Annotated in this window: 23 protein-coding genes; 14 read left to right on the top strand and 9 right to left on the bottom strand. The window is 67.6% G+C overall.

From position 1 onward, the window contains the following. Positions 1-13: 13 nt before the first annotated feature. The 3 genes from AC3IR9_RS17455 (at position 14) to AC3IR9_RS17465 (ending at position 2,616) form a co-directional block, all read left to right on the top strand. Positions 14-712 (top strand): VIT1/CCC1 transporter family protein, encoded by a 699-nt coding sequence (locus AC3IR9_RS17455; RefSeq protein WP_489292299.1) that lies wholly within the window; start codon positions 14-16, stop codon positions 710-712. After that, positions 712-1,542 carry a helix-turn-helix transcriptional regulator gene (locus AC3IR9_RS17460; protein ID WP_489292301.1) on the top strand — a complete coding sequence of 277 codons (831 nt, stop codon included), beginning with the start codon at positions 712-714 and terminating at the stop codon, positions 1,540-1,542. The genes AC3IR9_RS17455 and AC3IR9_RS17460 overlap by 1 nt, the downstream gene beginning before the upstream one ends. Before the next feature lie 96 nt (positions 1,543-1,638). Then, the gene (locus AC3IR9_RS17465) at positions 1,639-2,616 is read left to right on the top strand and encodes an MBL fold metallo-hydrolase (protein WP_489292302.1); all 978 of its coding nucleotides are present in this window, start codon (positions 1,639-1,641) and stop codon (positions 2,614-2,616) included. Positions 2,617-2,707: 91 nt separating this feature from the next. Here the strand turns inward: AC3IR9_RS17465 and yihA are convergent, their stop codons facing one another. Further along, positions 2,708-3,331, bottom strand: a complete 624-nt coding sequence (gene yihA / locus AC3IR9_RS17470) for a ribosome biogenesis GTP-binding protein YihA/YsxC (RefSeq protein WP_489292304.1) — start codon at positions 3,329-3,331, stop codon at positions 2,708-2,710. Positions 3,332-3,486: 155 nt separating this feature from the next. On the opposite strand from yihA, the gene AC3IR9_RS17475 reads away from it, so the two are divergent. The 7 genes from AC3IR9_RS17475 (at position 3,487) to betA (ending at position 12,085) form a co-directional block, all read left to right on the top strand. Next, entirely contained in the window at positions 3,487-4,275 is a 789-nt protein-coding gene (locus AC3IR9_RS17475) for a c-type cytochrome (RefSeq protein WP_489292306.1), read from the top strand. Positions 4,276-4,380: 105 nt separating this feature from the next. Further along, positions 4,381-5,025 (top strand): thiol:disulfide interchange protein DsbA/DsbL, encoded by a 645-nt coding sequence (locus AC3IR9_RS17480; RefSeq protein ID WP_489292308.1) that lies wholly within the window; start codon positions 4,381-4,383, stop codon positions 5,023-5,025. A gap of 124 nt (positions 5,026-5,149) precedes the next feature. Beyond that, positions 5,150-5,977 (top strand): thiol:disulfide interchange protein DsbA/DsbL, encoded by an 828-nt coding sequence (locus AC3IR9_RS17485; RefSeq protein ID WP_489292310.1) that lies wholly within the window; start codon positions 5,150-5,152, stop codon positions 5,975-5,977. A 53-nt stretch (positions 5,978-6,030) separates the two neighbouring features. After that, on the top strand, positions 6,031-6,768 hold the full coding sequence (locus AC3IR9_RS17490) for an endonuclease/exonuclease/phosphatase family protein (RefSeq protein WP_489295883.1): 738 nt from the start codon (positions 6,031-6,033) through the stop codon (positions 6,766-6,768). Positions 6,769-6,902: 134 nt separating this feature from the next. Then, entirely contained in the window at positions 6,903-8,882 is a 1,980-nt protein-coding gene (gene betT, locus AC3IR9_RS17495) for a choline BCCT transporter BetT (protein ID WP_489292311.1), read from the top strand. A 34-nt stretch (positions 8,883-8,916) separates the two neighbouring features. After that, entirely contained in the window at positions 8,917-10,389 is a 1,473-nt protein-coding gene (gene betB, locus AC3IR9_RS17500; RefSeq protein ID WP_489292313.1) for a betaine-aldehyde dehydrogenase, read from the top strand. 25 nt (positions 10,390-10,414) lie between these two features. After that, a complete protein-coding gene (betA, locus tag AC3IR9_RS17505) occupies positions 10,415-12,085 on the top strand; it encodes a choline dehydrogenase (protein ID WP_489292314.1) in 1,671 nt (556 codons plus the stop codon). A gap of 101 nt (positions 12,086-12,186) precedes the next feature. On the opposite strand, the gene AC3IR9_RS17510 is transcribed toward betA, so the two are convergent. Continuing rightward, the gene (locus AC3IR9_RS17510; RefSeq protein ID WP_489292315.1) at positions 12,187-13,068 is read right to left on the bottom strand and encodes an EamA family transporter; all 882 of its coding nucleotides are present in this window, start codon (positions 13,066-13,068) and stop codon (positions 12,187-12,189) included. Positions 13,069-13,140: 72 nt separating this feature from the next. Between AC3IR9_RS17510 and AC3IR9_RS17515 the strand changes: the two genes are divergently transcribed. Next, positions 13,141-13,614: an Lrp/AsnC family transcriptional regulator gene (locus AC3IR9_RS17515; protein ID WP_489292316.1), complete on the top strand. Its 474-nt coding sequence runs from the start codon at positions 13,141-13,143 to the stop codon at positions 13,612-13,614. A 44-nt stretch (positions 13,615-13,658) separates the two neighbouring features. Here AC3IR9_RS17515 and AC3IR9_RS17520 read toward each other — a convergent pair whose 3' ends face one another. Together AC3IR9_RS17520 and AC3IR9_RS17525 are read right to left on the bottom strand one after the other, a co-directional pair. Further along, the gene (locus AC3IR9_RS17520) at positions 13,659-14,147 is read right to left on the bottom strand and encodes a LuxR family transcriptional regulator (RefSeq protein ID WP_489292317.1); all 489 of its coding nucleotides are present in this window, start codon (positions 14,145-14,147) and stop codon (positions 13,659-13,661) included. A 58-nt stretch (positions 14,148-14,205) separates the two neighbouring features. Next, positions 14,206-14,685: a VOC family protein gene (locus AC3IR9_RS17525; protein ID WP_489292319.1), complete on the bottom strand. Its 480-nt coding sequence runs from the start codon at positions 14,683-14,685 to the stop codon at positions 14,206-14,208. A 332-nt stretch (positions 14,686-15,017) separates the two neighbouring features. Between AC3IR9_RS17525 and fhuE the strand changes: the two genes are divergently transcribed. Further along, positions 15,018-17,192 carry a ferric-rhodotorulic acid/ferric-coprogen receptor FhuE gene (gene fhuE / locus AC3IR9_RS17530; RefSeq protein WP_489292321.1) on the top strand — a complete coding sequence of 725 codons (2,175 nt, stop codon included), beginning with the start codon at positions 15,018-15,020 and terminating at the stop codon, positions 17,190-17,192. 519 nt (positions 17,193-17,711) lie between these two features. Here fhuE and AC3IR9_RS17535 read toward each other — a convergent pair. Together AC3IR9_RS17535 and AC3IR9_RS17540 are read right to left on the bottom strand one after the other, a co-directional pair. Then, positions 17,712-18,578 (bottom strand): SDR family oxidoreductase, encoded by an 867-nt coding sequence (locus AC3IR9_RS17535; protein WP_489292323.1) that lies wholly within the window; start codon positions 18,576-18,578, stop codon positions 17,712-17,714. A gap of 26 nt (positions 18,579-18,604) precedes the next feature. Then, entirely contained in the window at positions 18,605-19,261 is a 657-nt protein-coding gene (locus AC3IR9_RS17540) for an O-methyltransferase (RefSeq protein WP_489292324.1), read from the bottom strand. A gap of 130 nt (positions 19,262-19,391) precedes the next feature. On the opposite strand from AC3IR9_RS17540, the gene AC3IR9_RS17545 reads away from it, so the two are divergent. After that, positions 19,392-20,021 (top strand): TetR/AcrR family transcriptional regulator, encoded by a 630-nt coding sequence (locus AC3IR9_RS17545; protein WP_489292325.1) that lies wholly within the window; start codon positions 19,392-19,394, stop codon positions 20,019-20,021. A 68-nt stretch (positions 20,022-20,089) separates the two neighbouring features. Here the strand turns inward: AC3IR9_RS17545 and AC3IR9_RS17550 are convergent, their stop codons facing one another. The 3 genes from AC3IR9_RS17550 to AC3IR9_RS17560 form a co-directional block, all read right to left on the bottom strand. Further along, the gene (locus AC3IR9_RS17550; protein WP_489292326.1) at positions 20,090-20,716 is read right to left on the bottom strand and encodes a LysE family translocator; all 627 of its coding nucleotides are present in this window, start codon (positions 20,714-20,716) and stop codon (positions 20,090-20,092) included. 147 nt (positions 20,717-20,863) lie between these two features. Next, positions 20,864-23,737: a TonB-dependent receptor gene (locus AC3IR9_RS17555; protein WP_489292327.1), complete on the bottom strand. Its 2,874-nt coding sequence runs from the start codon at positions 23,735-23,737 to the stop codon at positions 20,864-20,866. 218 nt (positions 23,738-23,955) lie between these two features. Beyond that, on the bottom strand, positions 23,956-24,363 hold the full coding sequence (locus AC3IR9_RS17560; RefSeq protein ID WP_489292329.1) for an ExbD/TolR family protein: 408 nt from the start codon (positions 24,361-24,363) through the stop codon (positions 23,956-23,958). A gap of 143 nt (positions 24,364-24,506) precedes the next feature. Between AC3IR9_RS17560 and AC3IR9_RS17565 the strand changes: the two genes are divergently transcribed. After that, complete coding sequence (locus AC3IR9_RS17565; RefSeq protein WP_489292330.1) at positions 24,507-26,486, top strand: transglycosylase SLT domain-containing protein; 1,980 nt, start codon at positions 24,507-24,509, stop codon at positions 26,484-26,486. Positions 26,487-26,488: the final 2 nt, after the last annotated feature.

The following is a 26,488-nucleotide window of genomic DNA, read 5'->3' on the forward strand; positions in this document are numbered from 1 at the left end:
CTAGACTGCTCGCATGAGCAGATCCCGACATCCGGAAGTCCATCGCTCCGACCGCGTCGGCTGGCTGCGCGCTGCCGTGCTGGGCGCCAACGACGGCATCGTCTCGGTGGCCGGGCTGGTGGTCGGTATCGCCGCGAGCGGGGCCAGCGCATCGACCGTGCTGGCCACCGGCATCGCCGGCACCGTGGCCGGCGCAATGTCGATGGCGGCCGGCGAATACGTGTCGGTGCAGTCACAGGCCGATACCGAACGGGCCGACCTGGCCGTAGAACAGCGCGAGCTGCACGAAGACCCGCACAGCGAGCTGGAGGAACTGGCGGCGATCTACCGCCATCGCGGACTGGCGCCGGCGCTGGCCCGGCAGGTGGCCGTGCAGCTGACCGCCCATGACGCGCTGGCCGCGCATGCGCGCGACGAGCTGGGCATCACCGAGGAGATGCGGGCGCGCCCGCTGCAGGCGGCGATGGCCTCGGCTGGCGCGTTCGTGACTGGCGCGGCCTTGCCGGTCCTCACCGCGTTGCTGGCCCCGCACACGCAGGTGGCCCAGATCACCACCGGGGTCACCCTGGCCGGGCTCGGCCTGACCGGCGCCCTGGCCGCGCGTGCCGGCGGTGCGGCGCCTGTGCGCGGTGCGTTGCGGGTGATGTTCTGGGGTGCACTGGCGATGGGCGCGGCAGCGCTGATCGGCCAATTGTTCGATACTGGCGTGTAATGGAGACCCCTTTCGATTCCCGGCCGTTGCTGGCCGAGATGGCCAGCCTGGTCCAGTGCCAGCACGCCACCGGCTATGCCTGCATCACCGCGCGTGCCGAACACGGCGCGTCCTCGGTGGATATCCCACAGCCGCAGTTCGCGATCCTGCTGCAGGGCCGCAAGCAGGTCAGCACCGCGCAGCAGACGCTGACGTTCGTGCCGGGCGACCTGTTGCTGATCACCCGCCGCTGCCGCATTGACGTGGTCAACATTCCCGACCCGCACAGTGGGCTCTACCTGAGTGCGATCGTGCCGTTGTGCACCGATGCGCTGGCGGCCGCACGCGTGCTCTGGAACGAGCCCCTGCCCGAGGCCGGCGATGCGCTGGCGCGGCTGCCGTTGGCCGATCACGGCGACAGCCTGCGGCAATGGCGCAAGGCACTGGAGCTGGGCCGGTACAGCGATGCCCGGCTGGCGCTGACCTCGCTGGTGCTCGCCTTCTGCCGACGCGGCCATGGCAGCCTGCTGGTGCCGCCGGAGCCGAGCACGGGGGAACGCATCCGCGACCTGATCGCCGCCCAGCCCGAACGCGACTGGCAGTCGCGCGATTTCGAACACCACCTGGGATTGAGCGGTGCGACCCTGCGCCGGCGCCTGGCCGCTGAACAGTCCAGCGTGCGCGACCTGATCACCGACGCCCGCCTGGCGCACGCAATGAACCTGCTCTACACCACCCAGCTGCCGTTGAAGACGGTGGCGGCGCGGGTCGGTTACCGCTCGCCGGGCAGCTTCAGCAAACGCTTCGCTGCGCGCTACGGGCTGGAGCCGGGGGCGATCGGCAACAGCTGAGCGAGCGGCACGCGGCGCATTCTGAGCGGATCGCACAGCGCACTCCGCGCAGCATGGGGACACTGCGGCACCGACCGCCCTGCAAAGGATCACCCCATGTCCCTCTCCCGCATCCGTCGTCTCGCGGCGGCCCTGTTGTTGGCCGCCTGCGCCAGCTCAGCAGGAGCCACCACCGGGCACACGCCACAGCAGCAGGTGCCCGGCGTCTACCACCAGCAGATCGGCACGTTGCAGGTCACCGCGCTGTTTGACGGCACGGTGGCGCTGGGCCGCCAGGAGATCGTCGGGATCGCGCCGGGCGCGGTCACCCGCCTGCTGGATCATCGCTATGTGCCTGAAGACGGCAAGGGCCTGCAGACCGCGGTCAATGCCTTTCTGGTGCAGCGAGGCGACCACCTGACCCTGGTCGATACCGGCACCGCGCAGTGCTTCGGCGCCGGCCTGGGCCAGGTGCTGGGCAACCTGCGTGCGGCCGGCTACGACCCGGCGCAGGTGGATGATGTGCTGCTGACCCACGCCCACCCGGACCACCTGTGCGGGTTGCTGGACGCGCAGGGCAAGATGGCCTTCCCCACTGCCACGGTGTGGTTGTCCGCCGCCGATGCCGCCTACTGGCTGGACCCGGCCAGTGAAGCCACCGCGCCGCAGGGCGTGCGCTTTGCCTTTGCCCTGGCGCGCAAGGCGGTGGCGCCGTATGCAGCGGCCGGCAAGCTGCGCCGGTTCAGCCCCGGGCAATCGTTGCCCAGCGGAGTGGCCGCGCTGGACAGCCACGGGCATACCCCCGGCCATGTGTCGTGGAAGCTGGACGGCGGCGACGGGCAGTCATTACTGGTGTGGGGCGACCTGGTGCATTTCCACGCGGTGCAGTTCGCCCGGCCGGACGCGGCGTTTGAAGCCGACAGCGACCGCACGGCGGCCATCGCCAGCCGCCGCGCGATGATGGCGCAGGCCGCCGACCAGGGCTGGTGGGTCGCCGGCGCACATCTTCCCTTCCCGGGATTGGGGCATGTGCGGCGGGAAGGTGAGGCGTTTGCGTGGGTACCGGGGGAATACGGGCCGCTGCCGACACCGTAGCGCTACGCCATGCGTGGATACCACGCGCAGCGCGCCACAATCGCCCGCAGATAGATGCCCACTGTGCAGCCGACCAACGGTCGGCTCTACGTCAGGTGGTTTGCGGCGCCGGCTTGTTCAGGCCCAACCAGCCACCGATGATGCCGCGGGCCTCGTCCACGCCCTGGCGGGCCGGGCCGGAGAAGGTCTGCACGCTGACCGTGTCGCCGAAGGAGGAATGCAGTTCGTTGCGTACCTTCTGCAGGGCGATGCCCTGCTGGCCACGGCCGAGCTTGTCGGCCTTGGTCAGCAGCGCGTGCGCGGGCAGGCCGCGCTGCACCGCATAGGCCAGCATCTGGCGGTCGTAGTCCTTCAGCGGGTGCCGGATGTCCATCACCACCACCAGGCCACGCAGCGCCTCACGGGTACGGAAGTACTGGTCGATGAAGGCCTGCCAGTGCGCCTGCAGGTCCAACGGGACCTTGGCGTAGCCATAGCCGGGCAGATCGACCAGCTTGGCGTCCGGGGTGATCTCGAAGAACACCAGCTGCTGGGTGCGGCCGGGGGTCTTGGAGACCCGGGCCAGGCTGTTCTGGCGGGTCAGGGCGTTGAGGGCACTGGATTTGCCGGCGTTGGAGCGCCCGGCAAAGGCGACTTCGGCGCCAACATCCTCGGGCAATTGCCGGGTGTTGTGGGCCGAAAGCAGGTATTGGGCACGTTCGAGGAGCAATGACATACCCATAGGATCGCATGTCCGGGGCGGATCCGCGCTGTCCATTCCCGCTTTTGCTGCACCCTGCGTTGACCGTGGCGTGAAAGCGCATGGATAATCGGACGATCCCCGTGGTTGCGGTCCCGCAACTGCCAGGCCGGTCCACACGGAGCTTCCGCATGCGCCATGCTCGCGTTCTTGCCGTTTCCGCTATTGCTGTCTCATTGCTGGCTGCCGTTGCGGTCGCCCAGACCTCGATCACCCCGTTGCCCGACAACGGACCGATCAAGACCGCCTCGTTGGAGGTCGATTTCAGCAAGACCACCTGGGGCGATGCCAAGGCCGGCCAGACCAAGGCGGCCGCCTGTGCGGCCTGCCACTCGGCCGATGGCAACTCCACCGTGGAGATGTATCCCAGCATCGCCGGCCAGAGCGAGCGCTACAGCGCCCAGCAGATGGCATTGATCGCCAACGGCCAGCGCACCTCCGGGGCGTCGGCGGCGATGGTGCCGTTCGTGCAGGACCTCACCCCGCAGGACATGCGCGACATCGGTGCCTATTTCGCAACGCAGAAGGCCAGCGCCGGGCTTGCCGACGATGGCCTGGTGGGCGAAGGTGCCTACGCCGGCAAGAAGTTCTACGAGATCGGCCAGCAGCTGTATCGCGGCGGCGATGCGCAACGCGGCATCCCGGCCTGCATGGCCTGCCATGGCCCCACCGGCGCCGGCAATCCCGGCCCGGCCTACCCGCACATCGGTGGCCAGCATTCGGCCTATGTCGCGCGCCGGCTGCAGGAGTACCAGGCCGGTACCACGCAGGTCACCGACAAGGCCCACTTCCAGATCATGGCGACCATTGCCAAGCAGTTGACCGAGCAGGAAATCCAGGCGCTGGGCAGCTACCTGCAGGGCCTGCACAACCGCGCCGATGACGTGGCCGCGGCCGGTGCACCGCCCAAGGCGCCTTAGCAACCGTTCGGCGGCGGGTTGGCCGCACCGCCCTCACGGCGGGTTATGTTCACCGCTACGCCGGCACCTGGCCGGCGTTGCTTTTTTCGATGGAGATGGATGTAGATGACGTTGATGCCCCGCCTGATGCTGTTGCTGCTGGCCCTGAGCCCCCTGTCCGTGCTGGCCGCGACACCGGCCCCGCTGGTCGAAGGCACCGACTATGACGTGATCGAGCAACCCGGCCCCTACGCGCCGTTGGCCGGCAAGATCGAAGTGGTGGAGATGTTCGGCTATACCTGCCCGCATTGCGCGCGCTTCGAGCCGCAGCTGGAAGCCTGGGCGGCCAAGCTGCCCAAGGATGTGCGCTTCACCCCGGTGCCGGCCGCGTTCGGCGGGGTCTGGGATTCGTTCGCACGTGCCTACTACGCCGCCGACCAGCTGGGCGTGGCCAAGCGCAGCCACCGGGCGATGTTCGACGCCCTGCATGAGCAGCGCTCGCTGCCGATGCAGAACGTCTCGCCGGACGAGCTGGCCGGGTTCTACAAGGGCTATGGGGTCGCACCGGAGCGCTTCGTGACCACCCTCAAGGGCGATACGGTCGAGCAGAAGCTGCTGGCGGCACGCGCCTTCGCCCAGCGCACGCAGGTGCCGGGCACGCCGGCACTGGTGGTCAACGGCCGCTACCTGGTCAAGGGCGATTCGTTCGACGCCCTGCTGCGCAATGCCGACGCGGTGATCGCCAAGGCCCGCGCCGAGCGCGCGCGCTGAGCCAAGGCTCGCTGAACCATCACACACCGTGCACGCGGCCGGCGCGGTGGCCCATGCCATCATTCCCCCTTGGCCGGTGCCCTTGGTGCCGGCCCCAACATGCTCATCCGCTGGAGATGCTTCGATGAAGACCCGTTTCGCTCTTACGCTCATGGCCGTGCTGCCGATCCTGGTGGCGTGCAAGGCCCAGGACGGCACCGCAAACACCACCGCGCCGACCGAGCCGGCGGCACCGAGCAGCGCGCCGGCCACTGAAACCGCTCCGGCCGATGCCGCCGCACCGGCCGCCAGTGGTGAAACCGCCGCCGCCGAAACCGCCGCTGCCAACGCCACCACCCCGGCGCCGGCACCAGCCTCCTCGCGTCCGACCGGCCCGGACCCGGTGGCCGGCACCGACTACGTGCTGATCGAGAACGGCCAGCCGTTCCAGCCGGCGACCGGCAAGATCGAAGTGGCCGAGATCTTCGGTTACGTGTGCCCGGCCTGCGCCGCGTTCCAGCCGCTGATCGGGCCGTGGAAGGCCGGTCTGCCGAGCGATGTCAGCTTCGTCTACGTGCCGGCCATGTTCGGCGGCACCTGGGACAACTACGCACGCGCCTTCTACGCCGCGCAGAGCCTGGGCCTGCAGGAAAAGACCCACGAGGCGCTGTATTCGGCCATCCATGCCGAGCAGACCCTGAAGGGTGAGCGCGGCCGTGACTCGGTCGAAGACATTGCCGCCTTCTACGCCAAGTACGGCGTGGATGCCAAGCAGTTCGCCGGCACCATGAGCAGCTTCGCGGTCGGCGCCAAGACCAACGCGGCCAAGCAGTTCGCCCAGCGCAGCCAGATCACCGGCACGCCATCGGTGATCGTCAACGGCAAGTACCTGGTCAAGGGCAAGAGCTTCCCCGACATGCTGCGCATCGCCGATCACCTGATCGCACGCGAGCGCGCCGCCAAGGGCAACTGATCACCGCCGAGCCTGCAACTGTCGTGAACACCCCCCATACGCGAACCCTGCGCCTGCTGACGGCCAACATCCAGGCCGGCAGCAGCACCCGCCGCTACAGCGACTATGTGACCCGCAGCTGGTCGCATGCGCTGCCGGCGGGGCGCAAGCGCACCAGCCTGGATGCGATCGCGCAGCTGGCGCGCGGCCACGACATCGTCGGGCTGCAGGAAGCCGATCCGGGCAGCCTGCGTTCGGGCTTCACCAACCAGACCCACTACCTGGCCGAGCGCGCCGGCTTCAATTACTGGAGCCACCAGCCCAACCGGCGCATGGGCGGCGTGGCCTCCAGCGCCAATGGCCTGCTCAGCAAGCTGGAGCCGGTGGAAGTCCAGGACCACGCCCTGCCCGGCCGGATCGGCGGGCGCGGCGTGCTGCTGGCCAAGTTCGGAGATGGCAGCGAAGGACTGGCCGTAGCGGTGGCGCACCTGTCGCTGGGCACCAACTCGCGGATGTCGCAGCTGGCCTTCATCGCCGACCTGCTCACCGACCACCCGAACGCGGTGCTGATGGGCGATTTCAACTGCCTGGCCGAGCGCCCGGAAATGCAGGTGCTGTACCAGAAGACCACCCTGCAGCCACCGGGCTGCGCGGTGCCGACCTTCCCGAGCTGGCGCCCGGACCGGGCCATCGACCACATCCTGCTCAGCACCGGCCTGCGGCAACGCAGCGCCGAAGCGGTACCGGCGGCGTTTTCCGATCACCTGGCCCTGGCCATGGAGATCGACGTGCCCGGTAACGCCCTGCGGTAACCCAGGGCGCGTCGATCCCGTCACCCCGCCGCCCTTGCGTGGCGGGAATCACGGGTCGCGCACACGCAACAACGACAGCCGCTGTGCGATAAAACCCGCCTTGCCTTCCAGGCAGCGGGAGTTACCCCCATCCCATGAGTACCGTGGAGACGCCTCTCAGCGAGGTGCGCACGCTCCGGCCCGTGTTCCTGCTTGCCGCCACCCTCGTGGCGGCATTCGCCATTCTGGTGGCCGCATTCCCGCTCCAGTCCGGCGCGCTGCTGCTGGATGCGCAGACCTGGGCCTCGCGCAATGTCGGCTGGTACTACCTGCTGGCGATGACGGTGTACCTGGTGTTCGTGGTCGGCGTGGCGTTGTCCGGCTACGGCCACGTCAAACTGGGCGCGGACCATGACGAGCCGGAGTTCAGCTATCTGTCCTGGGCCGGCATGCTGTTTGCGGCCGGCATCAGCATCACCCTGTTCTTCTTCTGCGTCTCCGAACCACTCACCCATTACCTGGAGCCACCGCAGGGCGGCGTCGGCGGTGGCGAGGCCAGCGCGCGCCAGGCCATGCAGCTGCTGTTCCTGCACTGGGGCCTGCACGGTTGGGGCGTGTTCGCGCTGGCGGCGATGGCACTGGCCTATTTCGCCTACCGCCACAACCTGCCGCTGGCGCTGCGTTCGGCGCTGTACCCGCTGATCGGCAAACGCATCAACGGCCCGATCGGCTACACCGTGGATGCGCTGGGCATCGTGGCCACCGTGTTCGGCCTCGGCGCGGACATGGGCTTTGGCGTGCTGCACCTCAACGCCGGCCTCAACACCCTGTTCCCGGTGCCGCATGCAGCGTGGGTGCAGGTGGGGTTGATCGTGCTGATGATGGGTGCGGCGATCACCGTGGCGGTGTCGGGGGTGGAAAAAGGCGTGCGCTGGATGTCCGACATCAACATGCTGCTGGCGATCGCGCTGCTGCTGTTCATGCTGTTCGCCGGCCCCACCCAGTACCTGCTCAGCACGTTGATGCAGAACCTGGGCGACTACCTGGGCAACGTGGTCGGCAAGAGCTTCGATGTGTATGCCTACGGCGGGCGCCCGGACTGGCTGGGCAACTGGACGGTGTTCTACTGGGCGTGGTGGATCGGCTGGGCGCCGTTCGTGGGCCTGTTCATCGCGCGCATCTCGCGCGGCCGCACCATCCGTGAGTTCGTGTTGGGCGTGCTGTTGATCCCGCTGGGTTTCACCCTGGCGTGGTTGTCGATCTTCGGCAACAGCGCGCTCGACCAGATCCTGCACCATGACCAGGTGCAGTTGGCGCAGATGGCGGTGGACAACCCGCCGACCGTGCTCTACGCGCTGCTGCAGCACTATCCGTGGAGCCGCACGGTGATCGCCGTCACCGTGATCGTCAGTTTCATCTTCTTCGTCACCTCCGCCGATTCGGGCACGGTGGTGCTGTCCACGTTGTCCTCGCACGGCGGCGCCCCCGAGGACGACGGCCCGCGCTGGCTGCGGGTGTTCTGGGGGGGGATGACCGCGCTGGTCACCGCCGGGCTGCTGCTGGCCGGCAGCATGGACGCGCTCAAATCGGCGGTGGTGCTGGCCTCGCTGCCGTTCTCGGTGGTGCTGCTGCTGATGGTCTGGGGGCTGACCCGCGCGCTGGGCGAGGAATCGCAGCGCAAGAAGGCCTCGCAGTACTCGCCGATCCCGTTGGCCGGGCAGTCGCGGCACCAGCGTGGCTGGCGCCAGCGCATCACCCAGGCCGTGCACTTCCCGGTGCGCGATGAGGTCTACCGGTTCATGGACACCGACGTGAAGCCGGCCATCGAAGCCGTTGCCGCGCAGCTGCGCGAACAGGGCCTGGACGTACAGACCCGCTTCGAGCCCGGCGAAATGGAGCTGCTGGTGGACCATGGCGAACAGCAGATCTTCACCTACCAGGTGATCATGCGCGGCTACCTCACGCCCTCCTTCGCCGCGCAGCGTTTCCGCAACCTGCGCTATTACCGCGCCGAAGTGCACCTCTACGAAGGTGGACAGGATTACGAGCTGGTCGGCTACAGCCGCCAGCAGATCATCAACGACATCATCGACCAGTACGAGCGCCACCTGCAGTTCCTGCATCTGACCCGTTGAAGCGCTGGTCTCCCGCAGCAAAGGAGTCATCGACATGCCCACCCTCCCCGACCAACTGCTCTACATCGGCGGCCGTTACGTTCCCTCGCAGGGCCGCCGCACCTTCGAGGTGGTCAATCCGGCCACCGGACAGGTACTGGCCAACGTGCACAGCGCCAACAGCGACGACCTCGATGCCGCCGTGGAGAGCGCGCGGGCCGGCCAGAAGGTCTGGGCCGCGCTGACCACGGTGGAGCGCTCGCGCATCCTGCTGCGGGCGGTCGCCCTGCTGCGCGAACGCAACGATGCCCTGGCCGAGCTGGAAACCCTCAACACCGGCAAGGCCCTGAGCGAAACCTGCAGCGTGGACATCGTCACCGGCGCGGACGTGCTGGAGTACTACGCCGGGGTGATGCACGGGCTGGAAGGCAGCCAGGTGCCGCTGCGCGATGGCAGCTTTTTCTACACCCGGCAGGAACCGCTGGGCGTGGTCGGTGCGATCGGCGCCTGGAACTACCCGATCCAGATCGCGCTGTGGAAGGCCGCGCCGGCGCTGGCGGCGGGCAACGCGATGATCTTCAAGCCCAGCGAAGTCACCCCGTTGACCGCATTGAAACTGGCCGAGATCTTCACCGAAGCCGGGCTGCCCGATGGCGTGTTCAACGTGCTGCCCGGCGACGGTGCCGGGGTCGGTTCGGCACTGACCGAGCATCCGGGCATCGAGAAGATCTCCTTCACCGGCGGCACCAGCACCGGCCGCAAGGTCATGGCCAGCGCGTCCAGTTCCACCTTGAAAGAGGTGACCATGGAGCTGGGTGGCAAGTCGCCATTGATCATCTGCGCCGACGCCGATATCGAGCTGGCCGCCGACGTGGCGATGATGGCCAACTTCTACAGTTCCGGCCAGGTCTGCACCAACGGCACCCGCGTGTTCGTGCCGAACGCGCTGCTGGCCGATGTCGAGCAGGCGCTGCTGCAGCGCGTAGCGCGCATCCGCATCGGCGATCCGCTGGATCGGTCCACCACGTTCGGCCCGCTGGTCAGCGCCGCGCACATGCGCCGCGTGCTCGACCACATCGCCAGCGGCAAGGCCGAGGGCGCACGCCTGGTCTGCGGCGGCGAGCGCCTCACCGAGGGTGCGCTGGGCAAGGGCTGCTACGTGGCCCCGACCATCTTCAGCGACTGCCGCGACGACATGCGCATCGTGCGCGAGGAGATCTTCGGGCCGGTGATGAGCCTGTTGGGCTACGACGACGAAGACGAGGCCGTGCGCCGCGCCAACGACACCGACTATGGCCTGGCTGCCGGCGTTGTGACGCCGGATATCACCCGCGCGCACCGCCTGATCCATCAGCTGGAGGCCGGTATCTCCTGGGTCAACTGCTGGGGCGAATCGCCGGCGACGATGCCGGTGGGCGGCTACAAGCAGTCCGGGGTGGGCCGCGAGAACGGCCTGGCCACGCTGCGCGCCTACACCCGCACCAAGTCCATCCAGATTGAACTGGACCGCTACGCGTCGGTGTTCTGAACCGGCCCCACAGGAGCACACCACGATGAAGCGCGAATACGATTACATCATCATCGGCGCCGGGTCGGCCGGCAACACGCTGGCCGCGCGCCTGACCGAAGACGAAGGCATCAGCGTGCTGCTGCTGGAAGCCGGTGGCCCGGACTACCGGCTCGACTTCCGCACCCAGATGCCGGCCGCGCTGGCCTACCCGCTGCAGGGCCGCCGTTACAACTGGGCCTATGAAACCGAGCCCGAGCCGCACATGGACAACCGGCGCATGGAGTGCGGCCGCGGCAAGGGCCTGGGCGGCTCGTCGCTGATCAACGGCATGTGCTACATCCGCGGCAATGCGCTGGACTTCGACCACTGGGCCCGGTTGGACGGCCTGGAGGACTGGAGCTACCACGATGTACTGCCTTACTTCCGCAAGGCCGAAACCCGCGACATCGGCGCCAACGATTACCACGGTGGCGATGGCCCGGTCAGCGTGGCCACCCCGAAGAACGACAACAACGTGCTGTTCCACGCGATGGTCGAGGCTGGCGTGCAGGCCGGTTATCCCCGCACCGATGACCTCAACGGCTACCAGCAGGAAGGCTTCGGCCCGATGGACCGCACCGTGACCCCGCGCGGCCGCCGTTCCAGTACCGCGCGCGGTTACCTGGACATGGCCCGCGACCGCGCCGGGCTGGAGATCGTGGTGCACGCCACCACCGACCGCATCCTGTTCGACGGCAAGCGCGCAGTGGGCGTGCGCTACCTGGCCGGCAACAGCGTTGAACCGATCGACGCCCACGCCCGCCGCGAAGTGCTGCTGTGCGGCGGCGCGATTGCCTCGCCGCAGATCCTGCAACGCTCCGGCGTAGGCGCCCCGGCGCTGCTGGCCGCGCTCGGCGTGCCGCTGGTGCATGACCTGCCCGGGGTGGGTGAGAACCTGCAGGACCACCTGGAGGTGTACATGCAGTACGCCTGCAAGAAGCCGGTATCGCTGTACCCGGCGCTGCAGTGGTGGAACCAGCCGGCAATCGGCGCGGAATGGCTGTTCAACGGCACCGGCATCGGTGCCAGCAACCAGTTCGAGGCCGGTGGTTTCATCCGCACCCGCGACGCCTTCGAGTGGCCCAACATCCAGTACCACTTCCTGCCGGTGGCGATCAATTACAACGGCACCAATGCGGTCAAGGAGCACGGCTTCCAGGCGCACGTGGGCTCGATGCGCACGCCCAGCCGCGGCCGCGTGCATGCGCGCTCGCTGGACCCGCGCGAGCACCCGTCGATCCTGTTCAATTACCAGTCCACCGACCAGGACTGGCAGGAATTCCGCGATGCCATCCGCATCACCCGCGAGATCATCGCCCAGCCGGCGCTGGACGACTACCGGGGGCGCGAGATCAGCCCGAGTGCGGAGTGCAACAGCGATGCGGAGCTGGACGCCTTCGTGCGTGCCCGTGCCGAGACCGCCTACCACCCGTCGTGCTCGTGCGCGATGGGCACCGAGGCGATGAGCGTGGTGGACGGCCAGGGCCGCGTGCACGGCATGCAAGGCCTGCGCGTGGTGGACGCCTCGATCATGCCGCGCATCATCACCGGCAACCTCAACGCCACCACGATCATGATCGCCGAGAAAATCGCCGACCATATCCGCGGGCGCACGCCGTTGCCGCGCAGCACCGCCACCTACTACGTCGCCGGCGACGCACCGGTAAGACGCTGACCCCGTAGAGCCGACCGTTGGTCGGCTGCCCTTGACGTTCGGGTAGGTCACCCATTCCCGATGTTCGGGTGGGTCGCGCAGCAGCCGACCAACGGTCGGCTCTACGGCGTTGCGGGCACGACCGGTATGGCGCGCCGCGCGGTCACCGTGCTGCCCACCGAGGCCAGTACCGTGAAGCCGATCGCCGTCCACTGCAGCGCGGTCAGGTGCTCGGCCAACAAGCCCATCGCCAGCACCGCGGCCACCGCCGGCTCCATGCTGATCAGGATGCCGAAGGTCTCCTTCGGCAGCCGCTTGAGCGCCATCATTTCCAGCGACATAGGGATCGCGCTGGACACGATTGCCACGCCCAGCCCGAACAGCAGGATCTTCGGGTCCAGCAGCGCCATGCCCGCATGCGCCACCCCCACCGGCACCACCACCAGGGCGGCCGCACACAGCCCCAGCGATACCGTGTGCCCGGCGGGCAGGTGCCCGGCGCGCTTGCCGAAGATGATGTACATCGCCCAGCAGGCCGCCGCGCCCAGCGCGAACATCACCCCGACCGGATCCAGCGGCGCGCCGTGGCCCAGCGGCAAGAGCAGCAGCAAGCCGACCACCGCGCAGCCTACCCAGACAAAATCGATCGGCCGGCGCGAAGACCACATCGCCACCGCCAGCGGGCCACAGAACTCGATGGCCACCGCGATCCCGAAGGGAATCGTGCGCAGCGCCATGTAGAACAGCAGGTTCATCACGCCCAGGGTGATGCCGTAGCGGAGGATCGTACCGGCATCGGCACGGGAGGTTTTCCAGCGCCATGGCCGGAACACCGCCAGCAGCACCAGCGCCGAGAACCCCACGCGCAACGCGCTGGTGCCCTGCGCGCCGATCAGCGGGAACAGCTGCTTGGCAAAGGAGGTGCCCACCGACAGGGCGGTGACCGAGCCGAGTACGGCCAGGACGGGAATGAGCGCGGTGAAGCGCGAGGGGGAGGTCGACATGCTCAAAGCATATTGCGTCGGCGGCGAAGCAGGCGCTCAATTGCAGGGGTCGTCCTGCAACTTCCACTCGCCATGCCCAGTCCCGCCTATGCCCCCGATGATTTCGACCGCGCCATCCTGGCCATCCTGCAGCGTGACAACACCACCGCCCAGCGTGAGATCGCCGAGACCGTGCACCTGTCCGCGCCGGCCGTGCAGCGCCGGATCAAGCGCCTGCAGGAGGCCGGCATCATCCGCGCCAACGTCGCCGTGCTCGACCAGTGCCGGCTGGGCCGCCCGCTGACGATCATGGTTGAGGTACGCGTGAGCAGCGAACAACCGCATCGGGTGGCCCCGTTCCGCCGCCGCGTACAGGAAGACCCGGCCGTGCAGCAGTGCTATGCGATCACCGGCGACGCCGACTTCCTGCTGATCCTCACCGCCGCTTCCATGGAGGAGTACGAGGCGATCAGCGAGCGCCTGTTCAACAACGATGACAACATCGAGCGCTACCGCACGGCGGTGGCGTTGAGTACGTTGAAGCGGGGGCTGGACGTGCCACTGTAGGCGAGCCGGCGCGCCCTCGATGGGTGCACCGGCAACCCGCGCCCTCAGGGCATGCGCGTGAAGTGGATCGTCATCAGGATCGGCTTGCCCTCCTTGCTGAAGAACGCCTTGGACTCGGTCATCTGGTTGCCATCGCCGGCCACGGTATAGATGCGCGTCGACGCGGGCGTCCCGTGGTCCACCAGCTGCATCACCAGTACATTCGGCGCGGGCATGCTGAGCGAGGCGACGTCGGCGCCGTAGTTGCCCACGATCGGGCCGGGCGTGCCGTCCAGCAGCAGGGTGCTGTCGGCGGTCATCCTTCCCCCTTTTGGATCGACGATCTCGGCGCGGGTGGTCCAGCGGCCCGCGCCGGCATCCTTGAACTCCAGCTGCACACTTTCAGGCCGGTCCGCCGCCGGCATCGGCAGCGTGGCGACATCGATCGCCCAGCGCCCGGCCAGTGGCGAGGCGGTGGGCGTGGCGGCAAACAGCACCAGGGGCGCGGCCTGCAGCGCGGCCGTGACCAGGCAGATGGCAGTCATCCTCTTCATGGAACCTCCTTGCTGGGTGAATGCACGACGCGGGCCGTGGGGGGGCAACGTGGCAGGGTCAGCCCCGCACCGCCGCCTCGATGGCGGCCACGTCGATCTTGCGCATGGTCATCATCGCCTCGAACGCGCGCTTGGCCACTGCCGGATCCTTGCTGGTGACCGCCGAGGTCAGCACGCGCGGGCTGATCTGCCAGGACAGGCCCCACTTGTCGCGGCACCAGCCGCAGGCGCTTTCCTCGCCGCCGTTGTCGACGATGGCGTGCCAGAGCCGGTCGGTCTCGGCCTGGTCATCGGTGGCGATCTGGAAGGAGAAGGCCTCGCTGTGCTTGAACGCCGGGCCGCCGTTGAGGCCGATACAGGGAATGCCGGCCACGGTGAACTCGACGGTCAGCACATCGCCCTGCTTGCCGGAGGGAAAGTCCCCCGGGGCATGGTGGACGGCCCCCACCGCGCTGTCGGGGAAGGTGGCGGCATAGAAGGTGGCCGCCTCCAGGGCGGTGCCGTCGTACCAGAGACACAGGGTGTTCTTGCTGAGCATCGCGATTCTCCCGAGGCGGAAACCCCATGCGGCCACGGTAGCGGCGACGGTGTTAAGCCGACGCCGATACGGTCGACCGGGCCGGGCGGCATGCAGCCGGCCGCGGCCGGTGGTGGCGCCGCCGCACATGAATGCGATTGCAGATAGTAATGATTCCCATTAACATGGTGTGATCCCGCATGCGCCTAGGAGGCGCTGCGGTGATCGGTCGCCAAGCCCGCGCCTGCACCTGCAAGGCCCTGCCAGCAGCGCACCGACCCCCACTCCCTGCGCATTGCCTGGCCACCGAGGACAACACCGGCCACGTGGATGCCGCCGCCCTGGAAATGCCGATGACCCGTTCCACCGCTGTGATGCTCCGCCCGCTGGCCCCCCGCCGCCTGTCGCAGGCCCTGCTGGTTGCGCTGTGCGCGCTGGCGACGGCCCCCGCATTCGCCCAGGCCGCCGCCGACGCCACCACGCTGGACAAGGTGGTGGTCAAGGGTGAACGCGCCGAAGGCTACTCCGTGCGCAAGACCGCGGCCGGCACCCGTTTCGACCTGGCGCCGCGCGAGATCCCGCAATCGGTCAGCATCATCAGCCACCAGCGCATCGAGGACCAGAACCTCGATGACATCATCGACGTGCTGGCCAACACCACCGGCATCAGCAGCACCCAGTCGGACACCGAGCGCACCGAGTTCTACGCGCGCGGCTTCTACATCGACAGCTACCAGTTCGACGGCCTGCCCACCCAGATGGTGCAGAACTGGAGCTACGGCGATTCCGGCCTGGACCTGGCCCTGTACGACCGCGTGGAAGTGGTGCGTGGCGCCACCGGCCTGCTCAGCGGCGCCGGCAATCCGTCGGCCTCGGTCAACCTGATCCGCAAGCATGCCGACAGTGCCGAGCTGACCGGCAGCGTCTCGCTCAACGTGGGCAGCTATGGCCGCACCCGCACCACCGTGGACGTGGGCAGCGCACTCAATGCCAGCGGCACCGTGCGCGGCCGGGTCATCGCCAGCTACCTGGACACCGATGCGCAGATGGACCGTTACGACCAGCACAAGACGCTGGGCTATGCGGTGATCGATGCCGACCTGACCCCGGACACGCAGCTGAGCGTGGGCTATGACTACCAGCAGAAGCGCGCCAACGGGGCCACCTGGGGTGGCTTCCCGATGGTGTTCTCCGACGGCAGCTCGACCGGCTACGACGAATCATTCAACGCCAGCCCGAGCTGGACCTACTGGGACACCACCAGCAAGCGCGCGTTCGCCACGCTGCAGCATGGCTTCGCCAACGGCTGGAAGTTCAAGATCGGCGCGACGCACGATGAAACCAACGCCGACGACAAGCTGTTCTACCCGGCCTACAACGATTGGACCACGGGTGCGTCGGCCTTCGACAAGAACACGGGCGCGGGCATTTCGCCGTCGGCCGGCTTCTACAACACCGAGCGCAAGGTCAGCGCCGTGGACGGTTACGTGGATGGTCCGTTCCAGCTGTTCGGCCGCGAGCACCAGTTCATGGCCGGCCTGAGCTACAACAAGCGCGACTATGCCAACTACGGTGACTACCAGGTGGGCGGCGCCAACCTGCCGTGGGATCCCTTCAACAGCTACCTCAACTGGACCGGCAACATCAGCGAGCCGAACTGGAACCCGCTGGCGCTCGCCAGTGAAGGCACCATTACCCAGAAGGCCGGCTACGTGGCCACGCGCCTGTCGCTGGCCGACCCGCTGAAGCTGATCATCGGCGCGCGCTACACCGACTGGAAGAGCGAAGGCGAAAACGCCGACCGTTCGCACAAGGTCACCACGCCCTACGCCGGGCTGGTGCTGGACATCAACGACACCTACGCCACGTATGCCTCCTACACGGAGATCTTCCAGCCGCAGATGCTCAAAGACCGCACCGGCGGCTACCTGGATCCGGTGGACGGCAAGAGCTACGAAGTGGGCGTCAAGGGCGCCTGGTTCGACAGCCGCCTGAACGCATCGCTGGCCGTGTTCCGCATCGAACAGGACAACGTGGGGCAGTCGACCGGTGAGCCGGTGATCGGCGGCACCGCCGGTGAGACCGCCTACATCGCCGCACGCGGCACCGTCAGCCGCGGCGTCGAGTTCGAGGTGAACGGCGAGCTGGCCACGGGCTGGAACGCCACCTTCGGTGCCTCGCGTTACGTTGCCAAGGACATCAACGATGCGGACATCAACACCAACCTGCCGCAGACCACGTTGAAGCTGTTCACCAGCTACACCCCGCAGTCGCTGCAGGCGCTGACCGTGGGCGGTGGCGCCAACTGGCAGAACCGCATCTACTACGCGGTGCCCGCGTATGGCCGTTTCGAGCAGGATGGGTATGCCCTGGTCAGTGCCTTCGTGCGCTACCGCATCTCGCCGGAGTTCAGCGTGCAGGCCAACCTCAACAACCTGCTGGACAAGAAGTACCTCTCGCAGATCAACGGCTACGGTGCGTACGGCGATGGCCGCAATGGGTCGATCACCTTTAGCTGGTCGTTCTAAGCCGGTTGCAGGCCGTATCAAGTGGGACAAAGGCCGGGCAATGCCCTAATACTGTTCACTTAAGAAAAGCGCCGCGATCCCATCAGGGATCGCGGCGCTTTTTGGTTGTTCTCTGCGTTGAGTGGAGAGATTTACTTCAACGGGCGGCAGCAGCGAGTGTGTGCGTCTTCGCTTGGGTGTATCGCGAGCGTTCGGTGCCGCTTGGCGGCCGGCAGGTCCTTTCGCAAATGTCCCCCGGCCGACGCCTGCGGCGACGGCCTCCTCCTTTATTTTGCCAAGGACCTGCCGGCCGCCAAGCGGCTCGGCTTGCGGTGCGCAACGGCGTACGCCGATGGTTGATGTGGGCGCTGCGGTTTTCCGCGCACGGGCACCGAACGGTAGGTCACCACCGTTGGTGGTGACGCTGACCCGAACCACGCATGCCTGGCCCGCCTTCTGCAAGCCGAGCCCCTTCGCGACCGACAGGCCCTTGGTGCAAATGTCCCCCGACCTTCTGCGCCTGCACACGGCCGCCACCGCTTACCGGACGTAATAGCGGGGCTGATCCAGATCGGCCAGCAGGGCCGGCCCCACCGGCGTCCAGCCAAGCCGTTCCCGGGTGGCGGCGCTGGATACGGCCATGTCCGCGCCGGCCATGCGCGCGAACCAGCCGAAATGCGCGGCATCGCGTGCAGCCACCGGAACCTTCAGGTGGCGCCCGATCATCTCGGCGATGGCCTTGAACGGCACCGCTTCATCGGCCACGGCGTGGTACACCGGCTGCGAGGCGCCGTCCTCCAGCGCCAACCGGTAGACCCGGGCCGCATCATGGCGATGCACGCCGGACCAGCAGTTGTCGCCGGCGTCCAGATACGCCGACACGCCGGTCTGCCGTGCCAGATCCACCAGGAGCGGTACGAAACCATGATCGCCCAACCCATGCACCGACGGCGCCAGCCGCACCGTCGCCGCGCGCACGCCACGCTCGGCCAGCGCACGCGCGCTGGGCTCGGACAATCGCGGCGAGGCGGGATCGGGCAGCGCGGTTTCATCGGCACCGCGGCGCAGGCCAAGCAGCCCCGAGGTGACCAGCAGCGGGCGCGATGAGCCCTGCAGCGCTTCGCCCAGCGCCTCGATGACGCGACGGTCCAGCGCGCAGTTTTCAATGAATCGCGTGAAGTCGTGGTCGAACGCCGTGTGGATCACCGCATCGGCGGCGGCGGCCGCATGGCGCAGCACGCCTACCTCGTCCAGGGTGGCACGCACCACCGCCGCACCACTGGCAGCCAACGCCACGGCCTTGTCGCGGCTGCGCACCTGGCCGGTCACGGTGTGGCCGGCGGCCAGCAGTTCGTGGACCACGGCCGAGCCCACCCATCCGGTCGCGCCGGTGACAAATACATGCATGTTCTGTTTCCTTCTGTGGGGGACGATCAGCCGATCCGCATCGACACTTCAACGTCCCCGCCCACGGCAACGGACAGGTATCCGCTATCGGCTGCGCGCGCGCGCGCGAGGTAGTCCGGGGCGTCATCGGCGTTGTCGGCCACGATCAGCGCACCCGGGCCCAGCCGGGCTTCAAGCAGGTCCAGGATGTCGCCGTACAGCGCCTTGGCGCCGTCGAGCAGCAGCAGGTCGATGCGCTCGGGCAGGTCCTCGCGCAAGGTCAGCAACGCATCGCCTTCGCGGATCTCGACCAGGTCGTCCAGCCCAGCGGCCCGCAGGTGTACACCGGCCTGCTTGACCTTGCCCGGCTCGAACTCGCTGCTGACCAGGCGCCCGCCGCCGTTGTCGCGCAGTGCCGCGGCCAGGTGCAGGGTGGAGATGCCGAAGGAGGTACCGAACTCGACGATGCAGCGCGCGCGGCTGCTGCGCGCCAGCAGGTAGAGCAACGTGCCGGTCTCGCGGGAGACCGGCAGCCACAGGTCCTTGAGCTGGGCATACAACGCCAGATAGTCGGTGCGGCTGTGCTTCAGGCGCGCGCGGTCAGCGGCGGTCATGCCGGCCAGGGCCGGGCTGGTGGCCGCCTCGGCCTGGTTGAACAGGGTTGCCAGCAGCGGCGCCAGTGGTGGGGTGGTGAGTGTGTTCATCGGGGGACTCGGCAGGAGGATGGAGCGTGCGGTCGGGTTGACCTAAAATGCGAGTGATTCGTCGCATTTCCAGAATACGTGCGATCCCGCCGTCCCACTATTCGCATTCCCCAGGCACGCCATGGCGACCATGACAACACGCGCAACCCCGCAGATTTCCTCACGAAAACGCCCGCGACAGGCACGCTCCAGCGAGCTGGTGGCGGTGATCCTGGAGGCGGCTGCTCAGGTTCTGGCCCAGCACGGCGCGGCCCGTTTCACCACCGCCCGGGTCGCCGAGCGCGCCGGGGTCAGCATTGGTTCGCTGTATCAGTACTTCCCGAACAAGGCCGCGATCCTGTTTCGCCTGCAGGCCGACGAGTGGGCCCAGACCACCGACGTGCTGCGGCGGACGCTGGAGGACATCAGCCTGCCTCCACTGCAGCGGCTGCGTGCACTGGTGCATGTCTTCATCCGCTCCGAATGCGATGAAGCGCAGATGCGCGGGGCATTGAATGACGCGGCCCCGCTCTACCGCGATGCACCGGAAGCCCGGCAGGCACGTGCCGACGGTGACGCCGCGTTCGAGGCCTTCATGCGCGAGGTGCTCCCCGATGCGCCTGCTGCGGCGCGTGACGTGGCCGGTGACCTGATCATCACCACACTGAGCACGGTGGGAAAGGAGTTCTCCAGCACGGCACCGTCACCTCCCGCAATCGATGCATACGCCGAGGCGATGGCCGACATGTTCTGCGCGTATCTGCAGGCGCTGACCCGGTAATGCCGGCCAGCGGCCGGCAACCTCATGAACGATGACGGTCTTGCCTGGTTGCCGACCAGCGGCCGGCACTACGGCCGCGCGCGCAGCAGCGCCGCCCCGAACGCGATGAAGATCGTGCCCACCACGCGGTCGAACACCTTGCGCAGGCCCGGGCGCGCCAGGTAACCGGCCAGGCCACGGCCGCCGGCGGCGTATACGCCATACCAGAACATTTCCATCAGTGCGAAGGTGCCCACCAGCAGCACGAACTGCGGCAGCTGCGGCTGGGTGAGATCGACGAACTGCGGCAAAAACGCCGAGGCGAACAACAGCAGCTTGGGGTTGCTGATGCCGATGATGAAGCCATCGCGGAACAGGATGCGGCGCCGGGCCGGGGCGATCGCCTCGGTGCTGCCCACATCCAGCGGCGCGTCGCCGCCGCGCCAGGCCTTGATGCCCAGGTAGACCAGGTACGCCACGCCGGCGTAACGCAGCACGTCGAACACCATCGGCGAGGCCTTGAGCACCGCGCCCAGCCCGGCCGCGGAGATCGACAGCGCCAGTACCAGCGCGGTGAGGCAGCCGGCCATCGCGGCCACGCTGCGGGCAAAGCCGACCCGCACGCTGCGGGTCATCACGTGCAGCATGTTCGGGCCCGGCGTACCGCACAGGACGAAAACGGTGATGGCGAAGATCCACCAGGTATGCAGGTTCATGGCAACGTTCGTTTCAGAAGGAGGTGGCGCCGGGGGATACCCGGCGCCACCATGATGCCCGATCCTCGTAGAGCCGACCGTTGGTCGGCTGGATGCCAGGAGCAGCCGACCAACGGTCGGCTCTACCGCTTGTCGAACGCCGTTACCTCAGAACCGCAGGTCCGCGCGCAGGTACCAGTAGCGCCCGCGCGGGATGTCGTAGGTGGAGGCGTCATAGCCGTTGAGCGAGCACGACAGGCAGATCGGTGGATCCTTGTCGAACACGTTGTTCAAGCCGGCGGTCAGCTGCAGGCCCTTCATCCAGTCGATCTTGTAGCCCACCTGCATGTCATGGAAGGTGGTGGCGCTGAGCGTGTTGGTGCCGTCGGTCTGGTTGCTGCACACCGGGAAGGCCACCGCATCGCCGCACTGCTCGGTCAACTCGGAGATGTGCCGCACCGTCCACGAGGCATTCCACTTGTCCAGGCTCCAGCTCACGGTGGCGTTGCTGGTCCACTCCGGAATCGAGCTGTCGGCCACTTCCACGCCCGGCTCCTGCGGCTGCCGCTGGCCGGCCGCGCCGAGCGCTTCATAGCGGCCGACGAAGGTGTTCTGCCACCCCAGCTTGAACTGGCCGACGCTGCTTTCCGGCAATGTCCAGAACAGGTCCACGTCCCAGCCATCGGTCTTGATCGAACCCAGGTTGGTGAGCCGGTTGTTGAAGCTGCTGACCGCCCCGGTGCTCGCACGGCTGATGCCATCGCAGTACACCGGGTCCAGCGATTCCACGCACAGGTCCAGCTGGGTCTGGGCGTTGATCGCCTGGATGGCGCCTTCGATGTTGTGGCGATAGAAGGTCACTTCCACGTCGAAACGCTCGGACCAGGACGCGTTGCTGCCAAACCACGGGCTCCACACGAAACCGGCACTGAAGCTGCGCGAGCGTTCCGGATCCAGCTCGCTGTTGCCGCCGGTGGTGACCGAAATCTGCGAGTTGGCCTGCTGGAACCCGTTGGGCACCCCCAGCGCGGCACAGTTGGCCGGGTTACCGCGTGGCGCGGTGCCGCCCAGCCCGATCGAGCACGGATCGAACAGCTGCAGGTCCGCGCGCGCGGCCGAGCCATACAGCTCGCCGATGGACGGTGCACGGAAGCCTTCGGCGTAGCTGGTGCGCAGCACGAAGTCGTTGGTCACCTGCCAGCGCAGGCCGTACTTGGGGGTGAACTCGCCACCGAAGGTGGAGTAGTCCGAGTAGCGTCCGGCCAGGCTCAGGTCGAGTTTTTCGCCGATCGCGCTCTTGGCGAAGATCGGCACGCTCAGCTCCAGGTAGGCCTCGTTGACATCATAGGAACCGGAGGTGGGCAGCGAGGGCACGCCGTTGTAATGCCCGATCACGGTGAGCGGATCGGGCTGGTAGGCACCTTCATACTTGCGATGCTCAAGACCGGTGGCGAAGGCGACCGGCCCGGCCGGCAGGTTGAACAGCTCGCTGCTCAGGTTGGCGGTGAACAGGGTCAGCTCGTTCTGGCTGCGGTCGCGTACCACCGGCTGGATCCACTCCAGCATCGCCGGGGTGATCGAACCGACACCGCCGAAGATGTTCAGCGGCACGCAACCGGGCGTGGCCGCGCATACCGACGGATCGCCCAGGGCCATGTTGACCTTGAAGATGTCGTAGCTGCCGTAGTTGGTCTGCTCGGCCTTGTTCTTGCTGTACATACCGTTGAGGTCCCAGAACCAGCTGCGGTTGGCCGCCTCGAACTGGCCGACCAGGCCGGTGGCGAAGTACTGGGTGTTGACCTCCTGCTCGAAGATGCGCGCGCCGCCTTCCACCGGGCGCCGGCCGATCAGGCTCATGTTGCCCGAGGCCACCAGGTCGAAGCCGAACGGGTTGTACGGATTCAGCCCGGACACCACGATGTTGTCGGCCAGCGGATTGCCGGTGGCGCCATCGGGGCCGAAGAACAACGGCTCGGGACCGGCCTGGTTGGTGGATTCGCGGCGGTTGCCCAGCGCCTTGATGTACCACTGCAGGTTGTCGGTGATGTCGAAGCGGAACTGGCCGAAGATGCCCTTCCGCTCGGACGGGGTGAGCACCAGGTTGTATTCGGCGAAGTTGAAGCGATCGGCCGAGGTGAAGCAGTGGTAGTCATCGGTGCGGTTGCAACCGGCGCTGCCGTCGTAGCGCGGATTGCTGGCACCGGTGTTGGGCACGATGTCCTGCACCGCGCCGGTATTTGGATCGACAAACTTGAAGTGACCCTGCGGAATGCCGCCGCTGCCAAAGGCCAGGCCGGTGCCCGGGATCGGGAAGCGCGCCTGCTCGCGGTCGCGTGCATACACCGGGTCCTGCTTGGTGAAGCTGGTGCCGAGGAACAGGCTGTAGCGGTCGCCACTGGTGCCCCAGGCCAGGTCCACGCCCTTCTGGGTGCCGTCGCCCTTGCTGTACTCGCCGTAGTTGACCGTGACCTGGGCGCCGTCGAATTCGCGTCGGGTGATGATGTTGACCACCCCGGCGATCGCATCGGACCCGTACAGCGACGAGGCGCCGTCCTCGAGCACTTCGATACGCTCGACGATCGCCAGCGGAATGGTGTTGAGATCGGTCGCCGCGCCCACGCCCGACGCGGAGGATTCATTGACCCAGCGGATGCCGTCCACCAGCACCAGCACGCGCTTGGCACCGAGGTGGCGTAGATCGACCTGGGCCGAGCCGGCACCCACGCCGCTGCCATCGGGCGGGAAGCCGAAGTTGCCGGACGAATTGAACTTGGCGTTCAACGCCGAGCCGGACCCGGTCAGCTGCTGCAGCACTTCGCCGATGGAGTTCATGCCGGTGCGCTCGATCTCGGCGCGGGTGAGGGTCTGGATCGGCACCTGGCCTTCCACTTCGGCGCGCTTGATGCGGCTGCCGGTCACTTCGACGCGGTCCAGCTCGGTGGGGGCACGGGAGGTTTCCTGTGCGCTGGCCAGCACGGGCGCAGCCAACATCAGGCACAGCGATACGGCGACCGCCAAGGGGCGGTGGTGCAGGTCATTCATTCGCTCTCTCCACAAAGGAATGTTGGGCATTGGGACTGCCGCGCCCCCTGAAGCGCGACAGCGTCTCCTTTGTAAACAAACGGTAAATTTCCCGGCGTGATGGGCGACACTTTTTCACGCGATTCGCACAAATCCGAATACGCAACATCCAGCTGCCGCAACGAAAGACGCCCCTGCAGCGAGGGGCGTCGTTGGTGCGATGCAATGGCCGCGGCGGGCTACTGGACGAAGGCGATCCGGTCCAGATGCGCATTGGAGGCAGCGGCCAGCACCTTGGCCATCACCTCATAGTCCGACGCCGGGTCGGCCGCAATGCGCAGTTCCGGCAGGTTGCCGGCGTGGGTCTGCGCCTGCTCGGCCATCAACGCCTGCACGCTGGCCACGGCAACGGACTGGCCATTCCAGCGCACCTGGTTGCTGGCATCCACGCGCAGCTCGATCGGCGCTGGTGGCGCGGTCGGCGGCAGTACCACGGTGGTCGATTGCGGGAGGTTGACCGGGATGGGCATGGACACCATCGGCGCGGTCACGATGAAGATGATCAACAACACCAGCATCACATCGACCAACGGGGTGACGTTGATCTCGACGAGTGGTCCAGACGTCCCTGCTGCACTGAATGCCATGCGCTGCTCCCTCCCCGGGGCGGGTTGCCCCGCTACCGAGACTACGCTCGCCACCGACGCCGTAGCGGCCCCGCTCGGGGTTCGTTCATGATCGAGTCGGCTTGCCATCACCGCCTTTCACCGCACCCCGCTATGCTTCGCGCATGACTCGATTCCCCCTGTATCTCCTCAGCGCGACCACCCTGCTGGCCTGTTCCGGGGTCAGCCCGGTGGCCGACGCCCAGAACCTCGATGCCCAGCGCGCGCAGCTCAAGGCGGCCATCGACAACGCCGAGCGCGGCCAGTACGACCCGGCCCAGGCCGCTGCGCTGAGCAGGCACCCGCTGTATGGCTGGCTGGAATACACCACCCTGCGCCGCAACATCGATACGGTCAGCGCGGCCCAGGCGCAGGATTTCCTCAAGCGCTACAACGGCCAGGCCGTGGCGTCGGCGTTCCGCAACGTGTGGCTGCCCTCAGTGGCACGCCGCCAGGACTGGCCGACCCTGCTCGCCAACTGGGTGCCCACCGAGAACATCGGCCTGCGCTGCGCCCAGCTCAACGCGCGCCAGGCCACCGGCAAGGCCGATGCGCAGTGGGTGAGCGAGGCCCAGGCGATCTGGCGCAGCACCGGCAAATCCCTGCCCGATGCCTGCGACCCGGTGTTTGCCGTGCTCGACGCCAAGGGCGGGCTGAGTGCCGAACTACGCTGGGCGCGCATCGACGCGGCCGCCGACGAACAGCAGCCGGCGGTGATGCGCAGCGCCGCGCGCGGCTTGCCGGCCGCCGACCTGACCCTGGCCAACACCTATGCGGCGTTCGTCGACAAGCCCAACGCCAGTGCGTTGAACTGGCCGCGCAACGAACGCAGCCGGCGCATCGCCACCGATGGCCTGGCCAAGCTGGCCAAGGCCGACCCGGCGGCCACCGAACAGCAGTTGCCGCAGTACGCCGGCGCGTTGCAGTTGAGCGCGGACCAGCAGGCCCAGGTGCTGTACCAGATCGCGCTGTGGACGGTGGCCTCTTACGGGCCCGACTCTGCGCGCCGCCTCAATGCGGTACCGGACGCGGCCTATGACGAACGCCTGCACGAATGGCGTGCGCGCGAAGCGATGTCGCGTGGCGATTGGCCGCAGGCGCTGACGGCGATCCGCAAGATGGGCGCCACCCAGCGCAGCGATTCGCGCTGGCGTTATTTTGAAGCACGCATGCTGGACAAGACCGGCAAGCGCAGCGAGGCCCAGCCGCTGTACCGCGAAGCGGCACGCGCGGCGACCTTCCACGGGTTCCTGGCCGCCGACCAGCTCGGCCAGTCCAGCTACACGCTGTGCCCGTGGGAACCCAACGACAGTGCCCAGGCGCAGGCCGCCGTTGCCCGCGATCCGGCGATCGTGCGTGCGATGGAACTGTTTAAGATCGAACGTGCCGGCTGGGCCGTGGCCGAGTGGAACGACGCGCTCAGCCGCTACGACACCACCCAGCGCCGGATCGCGGTGGAGGTGGCGCGCGACAATGGCTGGTTCGACCGCGCGGTGTTCTCGCTGGGCAAGACGCCGGACGAGCAGCGGCTGTATTCGCTGCGTTTCCCGCTGCACCACGACGAGGCGATCCGCCGCGAATCGGCACGCAATGCGATCGATCCGGCCTGGGTGGCCGCGGAGATCCGCGCCGAAAGCATCTTCAATCCCAAGGCGCGCTCGCCGGCCAATGCAATGGGCCTGATGCAGGTGCTGCCGGCCACCGGGGCCAGCGTGGCCAAGTCGATCGGGCTGACCAACTATGGCGGTGCGGCCAGCCTGTATGACCCGGACACCAACATCGCCATCGGCACTGCCTACCTGCGCCAGCTGATGAACAAGTACGAGGGCCTGCCCTACATCACCATCGCCGCCTACAACGCTGGCCCGACCCCGACCGCGCGGTGGCAGACCCAGCGCCCCGGCTTCGACCCGGATATCTGGATCGAGACCATCAGCTACAAGGAAACCCGCGAGTACGTCGCGCGCATCCTGGCCTTCAGCGTCATCTACGACTGGCGCTTGAACGGCACCGCACTGCCGGTGACCGATCGCATGAACGGCCGCCTGCAGGCCAAGCGCAAGAACCTCGCGTGTGCGGCCAATGCCGACAAGGGCGGCGACTGAGT

The sequence above is a fragment of the Stenotrophomonas sp. GL_101 genome (genome assembly GCF_057835675.1).

What these genes read in the sequence shown, in the direction of transcription:
- betA (WP_489292314.1), top strand. Translation starts at nt 10,415, where the DNA reads ATGAAGCGCGAATACGATTACATCATCATCGGCGCCGGGTCGGCCGGC.
- AC3IR9_RS17465 (WP_489292302.1), top strand. Translation starts at nt 1,639, where the DNA reads ATGTCCCTCTCCCGCATCCGTCGTCTCGCGGCGGCCCTGTTGTTGGCC.
- AC3IR9_RS17535 (WP_489292323.1), bottom strand. Translation starts at nt 18,578, where the DNA reads ATGCATGTATTTGTCACCGGCGCGACCGGATGGGTGGGCTCGGCCGTG.
- AC3IR9_RS17550 (WP_489292326.1), bottom strand. Translation starts at nt 20,716, where the DNA reads ATGAACCTGCATACCTGGTGGATCTTCGCCATCACCGTTTTCGTCCTG.
- AC3IR9_RS17480 (WP_489292308.1), top strand. Translation starts at nt 4,381, where the DNA reads ATGACGTTGATGCCCCGCCTGATGCTGTTGCTGCTGGCCCTGAGCCCC.
- AC3IR9_RS17510 (WP_489292315.1), bottom strand. Translation starts at nt 13,068, where the DNA reads ATGTCGACCTCCCCCTCGCGCTTCACCGCGCTCATTCCCGTCCTGGCC.
- yihA (WP_489292304.1), bottom strand. Translation starts at nt 3,331, where the DNA reads ATGTCATTGCTCCTCGAACGTGCCCAATACCTGCTTTCGGCCCACAAC.
- AC3IR9_RS17460 (WP_489292301.1), top strand. Translation starts at nt 712, where the DNA reads ATGGAGACCCCTTTCGATTCCCGGCCGTTGCTGGCCGAGATGGCCAGC.
- betB (WP_489292313.1), top strand. Translation starts at nt 8,917, where the DNA reads ATGCCCACCCTCCCCGACCAACTGCTCTACATCGGCGGCCGTTACGTT.
- AC3IR9_RS17545 (WP_489292325.1), top strand. Translation starts at nt 19,392, where the DNA reads ATGACAACACGCGCAACCCCGCAGATTTCCTCACGAAAACGCCCGCGA.
- fhuE (WP_489292321.1), top strand. Translation starts at nt 15,018, where the DNA reads ATGACCCGTTCCACCGCTGTGATGCTCCGCCCGCTGGCCCCCCGCCGC.
- AC3IR9_RS17565 (WP_489292330.1), top strand. Translation starts at nt 24,507, where the DNA reads ATGACTCGATTCCCCCTGTATCTCCTCAGCGCGACCACCCTGCTGGCC.
- AC3IR9_RS17525 (WP_489292319.1), bottom strand. Translation starts at nt 14,685, where the DNA reads ATGCTCAGCAAGAACACCCTGTGTCTCTGGTACGACGGCACCGCCCTG.
- AC3IR9_RS17475 (WP_489292306.1), top strand. Translation starts at nt 3,487, where the DNA reads ATGCGCCATGCTCGCGTTCTTGCCGTTTCCGCTATTGCTGTCTCATTG.
- AC3IR9_RS17515 (WP_489292316.1), top strand. Translation starts at nt 13,141, where the DNA reads ATGCCCAGTCCCGCCTATGCCCCCGATGATTTCGACCGCGCCATCCTG.
- AC3IR9_RS17485 (WP_489292310.1), top strand. Translation starts at nt 5,150, where the DNA reads ATGAAGACCCGTTTCGCTCTTACGCTCATGGCCGTGCTGCCGATCCTG.
- AC3IR9_RS17540 (WP_489292324.1), bottom strand. Translation starts at nt 19,261, where the DNA reads ATGAACACACTCACCACCCCACCACTGGCGCCGCTGCTGGCAACCCTG.
- AC3IR9_RS17455 (WP_489292299.1), top strand. Translation starts at nt 14, where the DNA reads ATGAGCAGATCCCGACATCCGGAAGTCCATCGCTCCGACCGCGTCGGC.
- betT (WP_489292311.1), top strand. Translation starts at nt 6,903, where the DNA reads ATGAGTACCGTGGAGACGCCTCTCAGCGAGGTGCGCACGCTCCGGCCC.
- AC3IR9_RS17520 (WP_489292317.1), bottom strand. Translation starts at nt 14,147, where the DNA reads ATGAAGAGGATGACTGCCATCTGCCTGGTCACGGCCGCGCTGCAGGCC.
- AC3IR9_RS17555 (WP_489292327.1), bottom strand. Translation starts at nt 23,737, where the DNA reads ATGAATGACCTGCACCACCGCCCCTTGGCGGTCGCCGTATCGCTGTGC.
- AC3IR9_RS17560 (WP_489292329.1), bottom strand. Translation starts at nt 24,363, where the DNA reads ATGGCATTCAGTGCAGCAGGGACGTCTGGACCACTCGTCGAGATCAAC.